Annotated in this window: 11 protein-coding genes, 1 tRNA gene and 2 pseudogenes; 7 read left to right on the top strand and 7 right to left on the bottom strand. The window is 49.2% G+C overall.

Annotation, left to right across the window (positions count from 1 at the left end):
- Positions 1-209 precede the first annotated feature (209 nt).
- The 3 genes from HQRW_RS10675 (at position 210) to HQRW_RS10660 (ending at position 4,190) form a co-directional block, all read left to right on the top strand.
- Positions 210-716: a GNAT family N-acetyltransferase gene (locus HQRW_RS10675; RefSeq protein WP_014556590.1), complete on the top strand. Its 507-nt coding sequence runs from the start codon at positions 210-212 to the stop codon at positions 714-716.
- Between the two features lie 141 nt (positions 717-857).
- Positions 858-931 (top strand) — tRNA-Thr (locus HQRW_RS10670).
- 1,993 nt (positions 932-2,924) lie between these two features.
- Complete coding sequence (locus HQRW_RS10660; protein WP_231852313.1) at positions 2,925-4,190, top strand: orc1/cdc6 family replication initiation protein; 1,266 nt, start codon at positions 2,925-2,927, stop codon at positions 4,188-4,190.
- A gap of 644 nt (positions 4,191-4,834) precedes the next feature.
- Here the strand turns inward: HQRW_RS10660 and HQRW_RS10650 are convergent.
- The 5 genes from HQRW_RS10650 to HQRW_RS10630 form a co-directional block, all read right to left on the bottom strand.
- Complete coding sequence (locus HQRW_RS10650) at positions 4,835-5,140, bottom strand: DUF555 domain-containing protein (protein WP_049891998.1); 306 nt, start codon at positions 5,138-5,140, stop codon at positions 4,835-4,837.
- A 45-nt stretch (positions 5,141-5,185) separates the two neighbouring features.
- Positions 5,186-5,434 (bottom strand): hypothetical protein, encoded by a 249-nt coding sequence (locus HQRW_RS10645; protein WP_231852311.1) that lies wholly within the window; start codon positions 5,432-5,434, stop codon positions 5,186-5,188.
- A 5-nt stretch (positions 5,435-5,439) separates the two neighbouring features.
- The gene (locus HQRW_RS10640) at positions 5,440-5,745 is read right to left on the bottom strand and encodes a hypothetical protein (RefSeq protein ID WP_049891992.1); all 306 of its coding nucleotides are present in this window, start codon (positions 5,743-5,745) and stop codon (positions 5,440-5,442) included.
- Complete coding sequence (locus HQRW_RS10635) at positions 5,742-6,368, bottom strand: DUF7437 domain-containing protein (RefSeq protein ID WP_014556585.1); 627 nt, start codon at positions 6,366-6,368, stop codon at positions 5,742-5,744. The genes HQRW_RS10640 and HQRW_RS10635 overlap by 4 nt, the downstream gene beginning before the upstream one ends.
- 960 nt (positions 6,369-7,328) lie before the next feature.
- Positions 7,329-8,684, bottom strand: a complete 1,356-nt coding sequence (locus tag HQRW_RS10630) for a Cdc6/Cdc18 family protein (protein WP_014556584.1) — start codon at positions 8,682-8,684, stop codon at positions 7,329-7,331.
- Positions 8,685-9,292: 608 nt separating this feature from the next.
- On the opposite strand from HQRW_RS10630, the pseudogene HQRW_RS16530 reads away from it, so the two are divergent.
- From HQRW_RS16530 to HQRW_RS15895, 3 genes and pseudogenes are all read left to right on the top strand, one after another.
- Positions 9,293-9,487 (top strand): annotated as a pseudogene (locus HQRW_RS16530) (helix-turn-helix domain-containing protein); the annotation flags it as partial.
- A 701-nt stretch (positions 9,488-10,188) separates the two neighbouring features.
- A complete protein-coding gene (locus HQRW_RS10625; protein WP_014556583.1) occupies positions 10,189-11,994 on the top strand; it encodes an SWIM zinc finger family protein in 1,806 nt (601 codons plus the stop codon).
- A gap of 146 nt (positions 11,995-12,140) precedes the next feature.
- Positions 12,141-12,290, top strand: a complete 150-nt coding sequence (locus HQRW_RS15895; protein WP_158307756.1) for a hypothetical protein — start codon at positions 12,141-12,143, stop codon at positions 12,288-12,290.
- Positions 12,291-12,613: 323 nt separating this feature from the next.
- On the opposite strand, the pseudogene HQRW_RS10620 reads toward HQRW_RS15895, so the two are convergent.
- Both HQRW_RS10620 and HQRW_RS15890 read right to left on the bottom strand, forming a co-directional pair.
- Positions 12,614-13,871: pseudogene (locus tag HQRW_RS10620) on the bottom strand (IS4 family transposase).
- A gap of 18 nt (positions 13,872-13,889) precedes the next feature.
- Positions 13,890-14,039: a hypothetical protein gene (locus tag HQRW_RS15890; RefSeq protein ID WP_158307755.1), complete on the bottom strand. Its 150-nt coding sequence runs from the start codon at positions 14,037-14,039 to the stop codon at positions 13,890-13,892.
- A 422-nt stretch (positions 14,040-14,461) separates the two neighbouring features.
- Here HQRW_RS15890 and HQRW_RS10615 point away from each other — a divergent pair, with 422 nt between their 5' ends.
- Positions 14,462-15,199, top strand: coding sequence for a cytidylyltransferase domain-containing protein (locus HQRW_RS10615; protein ID WP_197535312.1), 738 nt, complete (start codon positions 14,462-14,464; stop codon positions 15,197-15,199).
- Positions 15,200-15,203: the final 4 nt, after the last annotated feature.

The following is a 15,203-nucleotide window of genomic DNA, read 5'->3' as shown; positions in this document are numbered from 1 at the left end:
ATGACAATGGTAAAAAGTGCTCTCACGGGCTGTGAATTGTATTATACTATCATTCTCAGATAAACTCAAAACAGGTATGCACCCTATCAAATTATTTTATAATAAAAAGATATGAGAGAATGAGAGAGATAATAATGATATAATGAGTGAGGAGAACTCCTCTGGGTCTCGGTCCAACTCAATACTCAATACGACATCAGATTCAATCCATGCAAGATTCGATCACAATTGAACACCCCTCAGTCGGAGCTGTCAATGAAATAACTGATATGTGGGTTGAACTGGCAGCTGATCAGCGTGAGTATGAATCATATATCCAGCCAGAGGAAAGTAAAGAAGCTGTTCGAGAGATGATTGCACATCGTATCGCAAGCGACTGTGTTTATGTTGCATGTGTTGAGACAGACGGGCAAGAACAAGAGCAAACCCAGATCCTTGGCTTCGTGACATATGAGATTGAGCGAGGGGCATACACACTCTCAGAGACTCGGGGTATTATACAAAATCTCTATGTTACTCCATCGAAACGAGGTGCTGGAATTGGAACACAACTGTTGTGTGCTGCTGAGGACAAACTCCACAATCAAGGTGCAACAGTAATCACACTTGAAACGCTCGCAGAGAATACGCGTGCACAAGAGTTCTATCGTCAACAAGGATATGATGCACACCGAGTGCAGTTTGAACGGACTCTTGATTTTACTGAGGAAAATTAGACCACAGGAGAGATTCGAAGTAAAGAATCCATCTCAAATTAAAATCGCAGATGTGAGTATGTGTTGAATAGGTAACTGCTCTCATTAATCGAAAACGACACACACTCAAAGGGGGATTCCCTATATTAATTTGTAATTGGTGCCAGGGGAGCATGGGCGGTGCATGCACTCGACTTGTAATCGAGACTTCGTGGGTTCAAATCCCACCCCTGGCTTCTCTCGGGGGTCAAGTTTCTTCTACGGGTTTGGTTTATACTTCAGCAGTCAGCAACTCGAAAATTCTCGGGTTATATTAATAAATTACTCAATGTATTTGTTCAATAGGTATCGCATGATATTGCAATGATCAACTCTTACGCACACGCAGCATGCTGGGAATGAATCCGATTTAATGCTTCGTCGCAGTGTCTGAGGATACGGAATCATAGTTGTCGGGCATTTCGCAGACTTCACTGACAATTCTTTGAGGTTTATCTCAGGAATACTTCACACCGTGTTCTAGCGTATTGTTCTCTTCACATCCAGGATCCTGATCTGTTTTGTGTAATCCTATCAGACAGACACACCTCTATCGATTTGTTCCAATCAGTCCCATCACACAGACACACCTCTATCGATTTGTTCCAATCAGTCCCATCACACAGACACACCCCTATCGACTTGTTTCGGTCAATTATATCTTACAGACACACCTCTATCGATTTGTTCTGATTAGCCCCATCACACAGACACGCCCCTATCGATTTGTTTCGGTCAGTCCTACCACACAGACGCACCCCTATCGATTTGTTTCGGTCAATCCTACTCTAGCGATTAACTTGTGCGTTCACAACAGTGCGGAGTTCATCGTAGTACACATCGTCCAACTGTGGGTCTTCTCAAACCGTCTCAATGATACTCTCTGTGCTTTCAGCAAACGCGAACTCGAGATACTACTCGAGCGTGGTTCCCGACTCTTTAGCGCTGTTTTGACCGATGAACATGCCGTTAATTTTCACTTTCATCTTATTCATCTATACCTTCCACTGGGTCGGTTCACGTTCATAAAGAAAGCTTAGTGTCTCGTCTTGGGAAAATAAAACGCCGTATACATTTTCCCTGCACTGATGCGCTGTGCTCAAACTGAAGCCACAATTTGAAAACGAACCAACGTCTTCGATAATCTATCATCGTGACTGTCAACTCGTGTCAGCAGGTCTAACAAGCCATTCTGACTGTCTTGATCTTGCTCCTACAACGATGAATGAAGACGCAAAGTCGAGAGTAGCTATATACACATCGACAGTGACCGAGTTTAAAACCGATCGTATATACAATATTCCACTGACACTCAGGGGATGCGCTGATCATGAACTCAAGGTCTGAGCATATAAACTGAACCGACATATCAGATGTCTTTGCTGTCTAATCGTTGAACACACCCACCCCACCACTTCCACTGTTAATCACACTATCGTTTGTAACTGCTCAGTTGTCAGACATACTCGGTTGATTCTATTGGCTGATTAATTATTTTTCAGTAACAGCGGAACCAGTGGGGTATGTTGGAAGTACTGAACTCATGTTAGGACAGATTATTCCGACTACATCATTACTATCGTCAGTAATAATCAGGATACAGTTTCTGTCTAGTTGTACGCCCATTTCAATCTGCTAACAGCGGAACCAGTGGGGTGGGCGTGTTTTCCAGAAGCTCAAACTCCCGGTTCTCACAGATATCATTTCGAACGAATGCGTCTCGTTCGCAATGACGGCGATCCCGTCGAGCGAAATCTCCTCGGTGAGAAGTTCCGAGACTAATATCAACGCTCTTGTGAAGCAGATTGTTGGTGATGACTCTCCGAACTGAGTAAATTCGGTAGATCGGTTCTTTCACGCTGTCTCACTCCCGTTCTGGGAAGCTCAGGTGCCGTAGAGAAATACAAAAAATCGCCCGACTGCTCGCCACCAACAATGTACTTCATAAGATCGAATATCAATGATATTCTCTAAACTAAAAGCTCTGTTTTGTTAATCGCCATCCAGCACACCTCAGTGTGAATGGGGTTCCTGATTTGACCCCCCCTCAGTGTGAATGGGTCCCTTCAGTTTCTAGAATTTATATACATACAGAATTGTACTCTCAGTCGTATTAAAACGTGAATAGGGATTGACCTATCACATTGAGGGTCGGTTACCTTTATGTGAATGGAATCAGATGTCCTCAATGTGACCGATAACAATACAACCCAGACAACTGTTGACGAGATTTTGAGTGTCGACGGTCAGAACGATGAAGATAACTCAAAAATCTTTGAGAAACCGTGGTTGCTCGAAATAGATAATCTCCCAGATGCGAATCGGATTGTTGGACGTGATAATAAAATCAAATCCTTAGCTAAGAATCTCCGTAAGATGAGGACAGACGAGGTTCCGGACAATATCGTGATGTGGGGTGAGACAGGAACCGGAAAGACACTGGTCGCTAGGCACGTCTGTGAACGACTTGAGGTAACGACACAAGGGACTGACGGATCGATTGTTACGGCGTACGTTAATCCAGACCCGATATCGACATACACCTCCACTTTTCGGAAGATAGCAGAACAAGTGAATGCCAAAGCCAACGATCCAGTCGACGTCCCATCTTTAGGTCTCTCGGCGGAACATTATCGTAACAAGAAACTATGGCCTATTGTCAAAAAAGAGTTCCCGGGTGGGCTCGTTGTGATAATTGACGAGATTGATAAACACGACGAGATCAACGAGATTCTCTACACACTGTCAAGGGCTAAATCGAAAGATGATGTTAACTTTCCTGTGGTGACGATCGGCATTTCAAACGATATTGAGTTCAAGGGTGATATTGACTCAAGAGCTCAATCAACGCTTCAGCCAAATCACTGGACGTTCACACCCTATGAGGAGGATCAGCTTGTCTCTATTCTGGATAATCGCCGTGACGCATTTTACCAGGAAGTACTGGAAAACAATGTGATCTCGGAAGTGGCCGAGCTCGCGGCTGATGAACATGGTGACGCCCGCCGTGCAGTTCGGTTGTTACGAAACGCTGGTGAGGTTGCCGATGAAGAGGGTTGCGAGATCGTCACGGCGGACCACGTCTCTGAAGCTGACGAACTCGTTGAAGTAGAACTATTTATGGAAATGGTCAAGGGAACACCATTATCAGGGAAGCTACTCCTGTTTGCACTTACTCGGCTGGACCGGAACAATTCGGAGAAAGAATGGTTTCGAACTTCAGAAATACATCGAGTGTATCAAACAGTCGCGAAAGATGTCCATGTTGAGCCGAAAGGATACAATCGTGCTCTTGAGCTGCTAAATAAACACGTGACAACAGGTGTTCTTGAGTCGAAGAAGAAAGAGGGCGGAGATGATGGGAAGTTCAGATCATACTCGTTACAGGGTGAAGTAGGAAGCACCCGGAGAGGACTGATCAGTTCGACATCAGAACTTCAAGAGCTGATGGGGTGATACCTCCCACACCCCTCGGTGTGAATGGTCCACCATAGGACACAATAATGCTAACTCAACACTCGTACACCGGTTTAACCGAAGAGAGAACACACAGCAGTACTGTCTCGAACATGCTTTTGACTGTCTATACCCAAGGATATCCGTACCATCGGGCGGTATTTGTTGCTGTGTTGTCTGTCCAGTGTGCTCAACTGCACTGGCAACGCCACCGCTACCACACCAGTAGGTAGTTTTATTATACATTATCAAAAACAACTAATCAAGTAAAACATCTCTACAAGACGAGGCGCTTGCGCCGCAGCCGGTCGCTGAGCGAAGTGAAGGAAGGTCACCAGTTGTGACGTACCGACATTGAACAGGAGAGATTGAATCTTGTATGAGCGGTGGTATACCATTCACACTGAGGGGTGTGGGTGTGGTTATCTTAATTCGCTATCTATTCACCCATTCACACCGAGGGGTGTCGTTGACGGATCCCATTCACACTCTGGGGGGTTGTTATAGCAATTATCCTTGCGTTTGCTTTGTTTCGCTTCTGGATTAGACTTCACGACCAAGATCCGCGAAGTTTGTTTCTGGCTTTTCATCCTCCCCCCGTCAACCGATCGCGTCTCCAACACCGTGAGCGGGATGTCCCTCATCTAGACGCACAACTCGCACTTCGCGATACGCTCGCTCTCCTCATGAGACTCTGCCAGCATCTCGACAATAACAGTCAGTGCAACCAGAGCAAGATCCGTCACACAGAGCGCCGGCTTCATTTCATACACATATGAGGGATAGATAACATCTTGGACGAGGATCTCCGACGATCGTGCTTCTGTTGACTTCGTTCGCGTACCGACTTCCGCAACTGCAATGTTGATTGCATCTTGGACGCTCTTCGCGCCGACGATGACCACCGGGACCGACAGCTGAGTTTCGTACCACTGCTCATCGATACTCATCTCACAAGCCGCGCGAGGAGGGTGACCCCAATGAAGAGGGGAACGTTATTGTATCTCTTCTAATACCTCTGGTCCCCTCAGTATCCGGAAGAATTGCTCGTACTCCGTCTCACTGACTACTTGGGACAGTGCGCGCTCTGCGTTCCTGTCGTCGATGATCAACCCCACGGAATCGTGACCCTCAGACACCCGTATTTGAACGAGATTACCGGCGAATTTGGCGTCCGTTTTCGGGAGTTCATCTTCTCGCTCCTGTTCGAGCTTGGCTAATTCTCTGTGTGCTTCCTCAATCATCTCGCTCACGGTAGGGTCGTCACGGATTCCCGTACCGTAATCCGGCTCTGGAAGGCAGCAATCCAGTCCTCGTTACGTATTGGATCAAGCCAATCATTGACACCGTAGGGACCAGCACATTTCTTGTTCAACTCCTTGACCACTTCAGTAGAGACGTACAACTGCTTATCATTCGACTGAATGTAGTTGATTAGCTGTCGTCGTTCTGGAGTAGATCGCCCGATTCCACCCAAGACGCTCGAGTCAACGAGGAGTGCATCCGGGATCGGGTAGAGGGGTGAAGAGTCAATTAATTTCGGCCGATCGCTCATTCCTGCTCAAACACGTACGGAGTGTTTCGAATCTTCCGATCATGTACGTCGTGCTCGAAGGAATCATCGATGAGCCCTGCTTTGACAAACAGGGCAATGATTGGCTCTAGCGCCTGCGTGATGCTGATAGCCTCGATCTCATCAACATTGAGGCGGTCTGCTGCTCCACGACGAGTCACCTCGCCACTGAGATATGCCCGTGTCTGCTCAACCGCCATCAGCAGCTTCGCCTTGCCGTGCCGATCAACGAAGAGTTCGATCTCACTGACCTCGCCGCTTGCACCGTAAGCGGCGATCGTAAGCGGGTCAAACAGTATCCGCGTCTCTTCCTCCCCAACGGGGAGAAATAGTGAATCAGTCCGGAGCTGGCTCTCTTTCCCGCTACTGACATCCTCGACAATGTCTAAGTTTTTGAGCTTTCCAACCCGCATTGAGGTTGTACTTCCGGCAAGATCGAGTCTACGCTCGATACTGCTGTTCGTAGTAGGCTGATTCAGCAGGATGTCAGTATAGACTCTGGCGATGTTGGGATTCACCAGTATCTCTGAGGCTGCAATAAAGGAGCGTGCGGTGCCCTCTTTCGAGCCGTTCTCGTTCGCAGCCGGGACATTTGTTACCACCATCGTAATTCATGATACGTGAATCAAGAACTAATATCTTGTGGCAGTTGTGTCGGACTGTATGGAGGCTCCTAGAGATTGTTCCTAGATAATTAATTTCGAGATGAAATTCTTTGATGAAACAGTAGTATAATTATGGTAGATCTTCGAAACCGAGTTTGACTGTATTTTTCACTGAGAGAACCGATTTCATTTCGAAGATGGTGTGTGTCACCCACCGATATGAACACCGTGTGAGGATTCGAGTGAGTACCCACTATCTCATAACTTGTTGTTATTTTTACAAATATTATACATACTTGTCACTTTCTCGTTGGCAGCCTTCATATGACTCTGACACTTGGACACCTAGACACACGGGACAATCTCCCCTCTCCCGAACCGGCTCTTTGACTCTGCCCCAGCGTTCTTTCAGTGAGCTTTCTGATAGGGACAAAGGAAGCCTATCGTCCAATCAAGATACCTCGACGATCTCGACAACGTCTCCAAGTAAGCACACGTTGTTAGCGACGACACACGGAGATTACAGACGAAAACGTGAGTCAGACCGAGATTGTTCCTATCTTATTCAATATCTTGAATGTAGTTGATGAATAGTTCGCGTATAATGAACGCCACAGTATTGAAATATCACGTTCCGAGACTAATGTCGATGATATCCTCTAAACTAAAAGCTCTGTTCTGTTAATCGCTATCCAGCACCCCTCAGTGTGAATGGGGCTCTTGATTTGACCCCCTCGGTGTGAATGGGTGCTAACGTATGATATACTCCGGTAGCTGTTGGTTAATCGCTATGAAAACATCAACTCAGGATATTTCGTGTCGTTGGGAAAAAATCCGTCCTCAAGAAATCGAGTGGCGCCGCTGAATAGGTCAATCGATCGCCATTTAAGATTGCTTTCTCTTAGTTGTGGTTCTGGTCGCGTGACAACCTCACCATCGTTTGTCTGAAACTCGTGAATACTAATCTCGAAGGCGTCTCTTCACTACCTTTCCAAGCTCTTCGGTCGGAATATCCTGAAGCCGGCTATCTTCATTCAATGTTTCCAAGACAGCCTCAACGGGCTCGGTGAATGTAAAGACGAGATGGACTCCTGATTTAAACCCGGAACTTGATCGCTCACTCTCCAGAACACCGTATGTTTCAGCTTTGTTGATGTGACTATTTACCGTTTCCTGCGTGTACATTTTCATGTTGTTCCCCTCACAGAGAATTTTGTAGATATCATACACTACAGGACTCGGAGCCACTCGCTCATTCTCTTTTGCGACAAGCGCAGCCGCGCACAGAGACAACTTCTTTTGAACAGATATCCCGCCAACAATCTCGAGAACCCGATTCTTCATTACAGACTGGTTTGCTGACCTGACGTGGTCTTGAGTGACCGTGGAATCGCCCGCTTGGTTCGCAATCTCACCAGCATCCCGGAGTAGATCGATTGCTCGACGTGCATCACCTTCGTTTTGGGAACCATACGCAGCCACAATCTCGATGACGCCATCCTCGAGGGCGTCGTCTCTGAACGCATCTCGACGTCGTTCAAGGATTTCGACGAGCTCGTTAGCGTCGTAGTCAGAGAAGTGAATCCCGTTCGGGTTGTAGGAGCTGTCTGTCCGACTGTCCAGATTCTCGCGGAACTTCGGGTAGTTAGTTATAACTACTGTCGATAGTTGCGTATCAACATGTTGTTCGGACATGACCCGACTCAGACTGTAGAGAAGCCGGGAGTAGGCCGGTTCGTCTGCGCCCGTGCTACCGGTCAGCGCGTCGATCTCGTCGAGGATGAATACGAGCGAGTCAAAGTGCTCGTTGACAATCTCGTAGCGTCGAGTGTATTTCATATCTGTCGAGACACCTGATCGAGGCACATCCCAACCCACGCCTGCTTTCTGTGCCGTCTGATGACCCAACTTCCACACTGCCCTGTCGAGTGTGTGAGATTCCATCGTCTTGAAATTGACCGCGACGAAGTCGAACGCGATACCACTCTCTTGGGTCCGTTCTTTTACTTTGCTCGCGACGGCTTTGACAGTCAGCGTCTTGCCTGTTCCACTGGGACTGTAGAGAAGCAGATCTGGTGGTCGCTCACCATCGAGAGTATCCCGAAACGCCCGCGCCTCAGCAGCGAGTTGCTCATTGCGACCGTAGATCCTGTCTTGATCAACAATCGTACTCGAGTCCACGAGGTCCTTATTTTCGAACACAGTCTGTGCGTCACCATCGAGGATGCTATCCACCACAGACGATTCGGACTCCTGTGTCCAACCAGAACCAGACTCGGCATTTGGCTGCCGCAAGTCAGAGTCATTATCTTTCATATGATCTCTTGGGACCCCTTCTGTGAGAACCTTTGTCGAAATGAAGGGGTCGACATCGAAATGAAACGGGCGGAGTCGATATGAAAACCCCTTAATCGATATGAAATGGTGAACATCAGCTCAGACACCCCTCAATCGATATGAAATCTCATCAGAGTTCATATCATGGTGAACTATCGATGAAATGAACACCCCTCTGTCGAAATGAAATTGACAAACTTGAGAAACAACCCGCCCTTCATACCCCTTCATCGAGATGAAACACAATATTGCCGTGTGTCGAGTTGAACACGAGACCCCTCATGAGAGATAAAAGTGGATTTTTTGAGATGAAATTCTTTGATGAAACAGTGGTGTAACTACAGTAGATCTTCGAAATCGGGTTTGACTGTATTTTTCACTGAGAGAACCGATTTCATTTCGAAGATGGTGTGTGAGTGATATCTTTATTATGTTAGTTATATCTTGGATTTCATTTCGAAGATGGTGTGTGAGTGCTATCTCTATAATGTTACCTATGTTTCGAATTTCATTTCGAAAGTGGGGTGTGTCACCTACCGATATGAACACTGTGTGAGAATCCCAGTGAGTACCCACTATCTCATAACTCATTGTCATTATCCCCGACGAGTGGGGGGATCACTCGCGAGTGGATCGACGGCAATTCGGTCATTCCGTTGGACGAGGCAATCGAGCACATATTGGAGTACCGGGTAAACTATGAGCCGGCGTTGGAGATGATCGCCGATGAGTATGACCGCGATATCGACGCGTCCCACGAGGATCTGCGTTTGAACTCATGAGCCTCGGTGAACGCGAAGACGAATTGCTGGACACTCTGGAGCGGTCATTGACACTGACCTGCCGTACGTATTCCGGTGGTGGGATGGGCAGTCGGGCATTCGGAGATTGGGGTTCTCGATCAGATCGTTGACCGAACCGATACGGATCGTGAATCTTGGGCCATTGGGAAAGCTAAAACACGTCGTGTTCGCTGATCCCGAGGCTGCCCTGACGCTTCTCAAACGACTGCTTCAGTCGCCCGATACCAGAGAAGACTTGATGTTTCTCAGATCACCGGAACCAGCCTTTGAACAGGACTTCCCCGATTTCCCCAGCACTGGGAACCACAGACCGAAGTTGACTATTCATAGTGATTAGTGCAAGTCTTTACCGCCGTGATTATCCGTGTCGGTGATGAGAGCCGCTGAACCCGCGTCATTCGACATCGTCAGTGAAACTATTCGAACTAATCACTATCAGTCACGATCACAGACGCCCAGCGCGAGAGATTGATGACAGTTCTCGGACAGACCGTTCATCCCAAGCGACTCGAAAAATCCGACGAGCGATTCCAATTCGACCTCAAGCGAGCAGCCGAGAGATACGACCCCGACTCCACTAGTTGAGCAACTCCTGAAACCGTTCGACACCCGGTATCCACACTGCTCACGGACGACACAGAAAAGAACATAATACTGCCTCCCTCGTAGCAGTCACCAGCATGAATGATGACGAGTGGCCACCCCTGACGGAAGCAACGATCAGGGAACTGGCCAGATCCAACTCCTACCAGCGGGGACAGTCGTACTACGAGCAGGAAGCAGTCAGTGACGTGGTGCGACGCGGAGACAGAGTCAGGGCTGATGTCGAGGGAAGCCAGTACCAGCCCTACACAATCACAATTAATTTCGACGACATCGGCGTTGCTCACACGGACTGTTCCTGTCCCTACGACCACGGTGGAATCTGCAAACACCGGGTTGCCGTGCTGTTGACGTGTCTTCGCAACCCCGAGCGTGTGCGTGCCCAGCCTCCGCTGTCAGACCTGCTCGCTGATGCGGATCGAGAGACTCTCGAAGAGTTGCTCGTCGAATTCGCTGCGGAGCGGTCAGACGTGGCTGACTGGTTTGAAACCCGTCTCGAACCCAGTGAGATCGCCGATGAGGTAGCCACTGACGAGTCAATCTCGGTCAACTTGGAGTCGATTCGGCGGCAGGCCGAGCATGCATTGCCAAAGCCGAGCCAGCGCGGTCATAACGATGCCCATGCAGAAGCACAGCGGATGTCCGGGGAACTGGACGAACTTCTCGAACAGGCACGGCTGGCCATTGAGGCTGGTGACGGCAAGACGGCACTCGACATTCTCGAAGCCACCACAGAGGTCCTCGTGACCAACAGATGGACCGGGCTGCTGCCACATGATGTCCCGGACCTCTTCGAGACGATCGGCGATCTTGGTACGTTGTTCGTCGAGGCAGTCCTCATAGCCGATCTACCCGAAGAGAAGCGAGCTGACTGGGAGCAGCAACTGAGAGAATGGGACGAGAGTACGACGTTCGCGCATCTCATGAGCGGCACGGTCCTGGGTGCTGCTGCCGACGCGGTAATAGAGGGGTGGGACAACGACCGTGTCCAGCATGCATTGGAGGGCGACCTCAATCATGGGGAATTCGAAGAAGACAAGCGGAGTTGGTACGCACCCGACGTGATTGATGTCCGTCTGCGTATCCTCGCCCGTCAGGACCGTCCTAACGCGTATCTCAACTTCTCGCGAGCAGCAGGAGCCGACCTCGCTCACGCGGAGATGCTGGTCGGGATGGGACGAATCGAGGAGGCGGTCGAGTATGGAATCGAACACCTGTCGGACCCCAACTCACTTTTATCGCTGGCACAGACGCTCAGAGAACATGGCCACACGGATGCGGCCTTCACTGTCGCCGAACACGGACTGACAGTCGAGGAATACGGAAAAGACGCGCTGGCGGAATGGCTCCGTGATCGGGCAGCCAGCGCTGGTGAAGACAGCCTCGCACTTGAAGCAGCCATCACTGCGTTCGAGACGAGTCCGTCAGTGAGTGCCTTCGAGGCGGTCGAAGAACTCGCTGCCGACAACTGGGAGACGATCAAGACCGACTTGCTGGAATATCTCCGCACTGAACAGCTCGGTGGCGAGACTGCTGCTCGGGCAGCAGAGGTGTTCATCCGTGAGAACGAGTACGACGACGCAATCACCCTTGCGAAGCGAAGCGGTCGGACCAGTGTCATCGAACCCGTCGTCCAGGCGGTGATTGCGGAGCGACCGGACTGGGTAATTAGCACGTGCAAAGCCCAGGCTGAACCGATTGTCGAACAGGGCAAACACGATAGCTACGAGACAGCCGTCCGGTGGCTCAGGCGCGCGGGCGAAGCGGCACAGGCGGCTGGTGAACTAGAGGAGTGGCGTGAATATGTTGAGACGATGCGGGACGAACACTATCAGAAGTACAAACTGCGGCCGATGCTGGACGACCTGTTAGAGGAGTTCTGAAGTGAGCAGTGCCCGTTGGGTCGATATGCGCTCGATTGAATATGCGTCGGCACTCGATCCATTACTGGAGTTGTCAAGAGAGAATTGATTATTATCCGGGTGGTGATAGTGGAGTACCTCGGGGTCAAGCCCCGAGGCTTCACCGTTTGGGGTCTGCACAGCACCCGCAGGCGAATTTAATTCCCTCCGACCTTCCCCGTGAGGGGTCGGCTGGAATTACACCCGAACTCCGCGAGGAGTCCGTGGAGGTCGGCGGCTTCACTCCGCCCGTTGAAGCCCCCGTCGCACCACCATAGTAGCGGATTTTGAGAGGGACCACATTTCCAAACTGTCAAACGACCAGCGAAGGAAATGAGATCTTCATTTCCATACTTTGATGGGTTGTTTCTGGTCGTTGCCACGTTCTGTCGCGTTCTGGGTTCATAAAGCCCGGCGAAATTCTCTCCCAACGAACTGCTGGGTAAGAATCGTATGGGAGTTCACTCATCGAACAGTTGTCGGTGACATCCGTGTTGAGCCAAGAGAAATAGCAGTTCAAGGAAAGAAACGATGAATGATCGCGGCACAGGCGACAGCCGTCGCTGGTGGGTGACGGCTGTCGCCGGAAAGTGAAGGTTGATTAGCCGAATGAATCCAGCGTCTCATTCCAGAAGGTGCGAACTTTCTGGATAGCACGCGCCACGCCACCCTTGACTGGGTGGCGTTGGCGAAACCATACGACCAGCATATATCCAATCAATGCACAGAACAGCTCGAATAACACGCCGTTCAGCGATTTCGAGTGAAAGTTCTCGATGTTGAGGTACTGTTTCCACTCTCGGAAGAGGATCTCAATCACTGTCCGTAGTGTGTAGATGTTGATCACGTCGATTGGATCGTACTCTGACGACGCCAGCGTCGTCAGGGACTCAATCTCTTCTCCATCGGGCGTTTCTAGCACAATCCTGCGGAACTCTTCGCCAGTCTCAGCTCACTCAATTCGTTCATCACGAACCTGTACCCGTCGTGTTGATTCCTCATCTGAGTGAGTCGGCTGAGCGGTGTTGTTCCCTGAGACGGTGACCTCGAACTCTTCGAGTGTCTCACTGAGTTCAAATCAAGCGTCTGAGTACATCAGTGTGACAAAATCATTGTCACTATGCTTGATCTCACAGAACCGTAGATATCGCGTGTATGTGCGGTCAAAGACCCAGATTACCGAGTCGAGGTCTGCAAAGACCTCGACATCTTCCTTGAGGAGATCGAACTGCGGGCTTTCGTGGGTGTCGCCCTCTGTAACAGTAGCGTCGAGTGGATGTTTGTTTTCTCCATCCACACGTGCTGCGCAGTGAAGTTCGAGACCACCATCGTCTGTGTCGATCTTGTAGACCTTGTCGTCGTCTCCGACGAACTCGTCTGAGACGACAACAGAGCGCGTAAGTTCGAGGTTTGTGGCATCAACAGCGACAACACCTCGTGTCATCCACTCCAGTCGTTTTCGTTGAACTCCACGTTGATGATACAACTGTGGTGTGTGTAGTACTTCGAAGAGGAGTTGAACGACCGCGCAGTAGTCGCGGTCGTTCGTGAGTTCTGAAAACCGTGATTTAGGCATGTGTTCGAGTGAGTCGTCGACAATGGTCTTATCCTCAAGTTCAGCGAGTGAGCTGGAGGGGTCAAGACCCTCACGAACAGCCGTCTTGACGTGGTTTGTGAAGTCGTGTTTGTCGGAATGGAGCCCAATCTTGAATTCATCGGCAATCGACTCGCTGTCGACTTCGTCAAGCAGCGAGTACAGTTCGTCAGCGACGAGATCAGTAGAATTGATGTTAGAGGCGTCCGTTACGTCTTCTGACGGCCTTGCTGAATCAAATTGCATAGACATTACGGGCCGTCACTAACGGCTCACGCCGTTTTTATATACTCAGAACGCGACAGGCGACAAATACATCACTGTCATGTGTATCAAGAAACTCCCATGTGATGTCTCGATAGTCCGCGGCACCGATACCCACGCGGGAAATATTTGTTTGATCATCAACTGCATCTGAAAGTTGTCTCGCCATTTCCCGACTTGCCTTAGCGTCCGACTGGGAATCCGAGCAATCTACATACGCAAATCGGAAGTCGATGATGTGAGACTCAGCCTATCTCTGTGCCTGTGGAGACACACACCTCGCACCGAGTGATTTTCCGGTCCCAGTTTTCCTGCATATGATTGTTGGAGATTTTCGGTCCCTCTTGTTCCAGTTTCATTACGGGATAGAGGACCCAATCTACTGATGTGTAAAGCATCTCGCTGGTGACCTCCTTGATCTGGATTTAATTTCAAATTGCTCGGGTTTAAATCTATTATATCCGATTGGTACGCTCACCATATGAACGGAGATGAGATCGGAGTAATCGAACCGTTTCCTTCTATCTATAAGACAAACATCATCGAAATAAATGAGCAAACTGTTTGAGGGTGCCGCGAGATTGAGTATCCGTGAAAACTGTTGCAATTATTCAAGCTCGGATGGGATCAACGAGGCTACCAGGAAAGATGATGTTGCCACTTGAGCGGTCTCACGTGCTAACACATGATATACAGAGAGTACAAGAGGCGGATACGATAGACGAAGTCGTCGTTGCTACCTCAACGAAAACAGCTGACGATATTATTGCTCGGTATGCTAATCGCGCTGGCGCAACAGTGTTCCGTGGGAGTGAAGATGATGTGCTTGATCGAATGCTCTCTGCGGCTACAGGAGCGAATGCAGAGACAGTAGTACGAATTACCGGTGATTGTCCGTTGATCGATTGGGATGTGATTGATGCTGTGGTTGACCGCCTCGCTACAGAGAATGTGGATTATTGCTCAAATACCGTTGAGCGTACTTTCCCTCGTGGTCTTGATGTCGAGGCATTCAGTTATGAGAGTTTCAAACACATACATGAAAACGCGAAAGAGCCACATCACCGCGAACACGTCACCACATATTATCGGGAAAACGATGATCAGTTCAATCTTGCTTCTGTGACTTCTGAAGAGATATTTAATAGATCCTGGATGCAGGATCGAACCGATCTCCGGATAACCTTGGATGAAGCCGATGATTATGAACTGCTTCGAGAGATTTATAACCGAGTTGAGTATGAGGATACGCTCCCGATAAGAGACGCAGTCTCGGTGATTGATGATCGAGATTTACACAAACTGAATGCTGATGTGACACAAAAGTAGATCA

Source organism: Haloquadratum walsbyi C23 (genome assembly GCF_000237865.1).
GTDB classification, from domain to species: domain Archaea; phylum Halobacteriota; class Halobacteria; order Halobacteriales; family Haloferacaceae; genus Haloquadratum; species Haloquadratum walsbyi.
This window is presented reverse-complemented; position numbering and strand designations above follow the sequence as displayed.

Coding starts and splice junctions, on each gene's coding strand:
- HQRW_RS10675 (WP_014556590.1), top strand. CDS start 210: ATGCAAGATTCGATCACAATTGAACACCCCTCAGTCGGAGCTGTCAAT.
- HQRW_RS10650 (WP_049891998.1), bottom strand. CDS start 5,140: ATGAGTATCGATGAGCAGTGGTACGAAACTCAGCTGTCGGTCCCGGTG.
- HQRW_RS10645 (WP_231852311.1), bottom strand. CDS start 5,434: ATGATTGAGGAAGCACACAGAGAATTAGCCAAGCTCGAACAGGAGCGA.
- HQRW_RS10640 (WP_049891992.1), bottom strand. CDS start 5,745: ATGAGCGATCGGCCGAAATTAATTGACTCTTCACCCCTCTACCCGATC.
- HQRW_RS10635 (WP_014556585.1), bottom strand. CDS start 6,368: ATGGTGGTAACAAATGTCCCGGCTGCGAACGAGAACGGCTCGAAAGAG.
- HQRW_RS10630 (WP_014556584.1), bottom strand. CDS start 8,684: ATGAAAGATAATGACTCTGACTTGCGGCAGCCAAATGCCGAGTCTGGT.
- HQRW_RS10625 (WP_014556583.1), top strand. CDS start 10,189: ATGAATGATGACGAGTGGCCACCCCTGACGGAAGCAACGATCAGGGAA.
- HQRW_RS15890 (WP_158307755.1), bottom strand. CDS start 14,039: ATGGCGAGACAACTTTCAGATGCAGTTGATGATCAAACAAATATTTCC.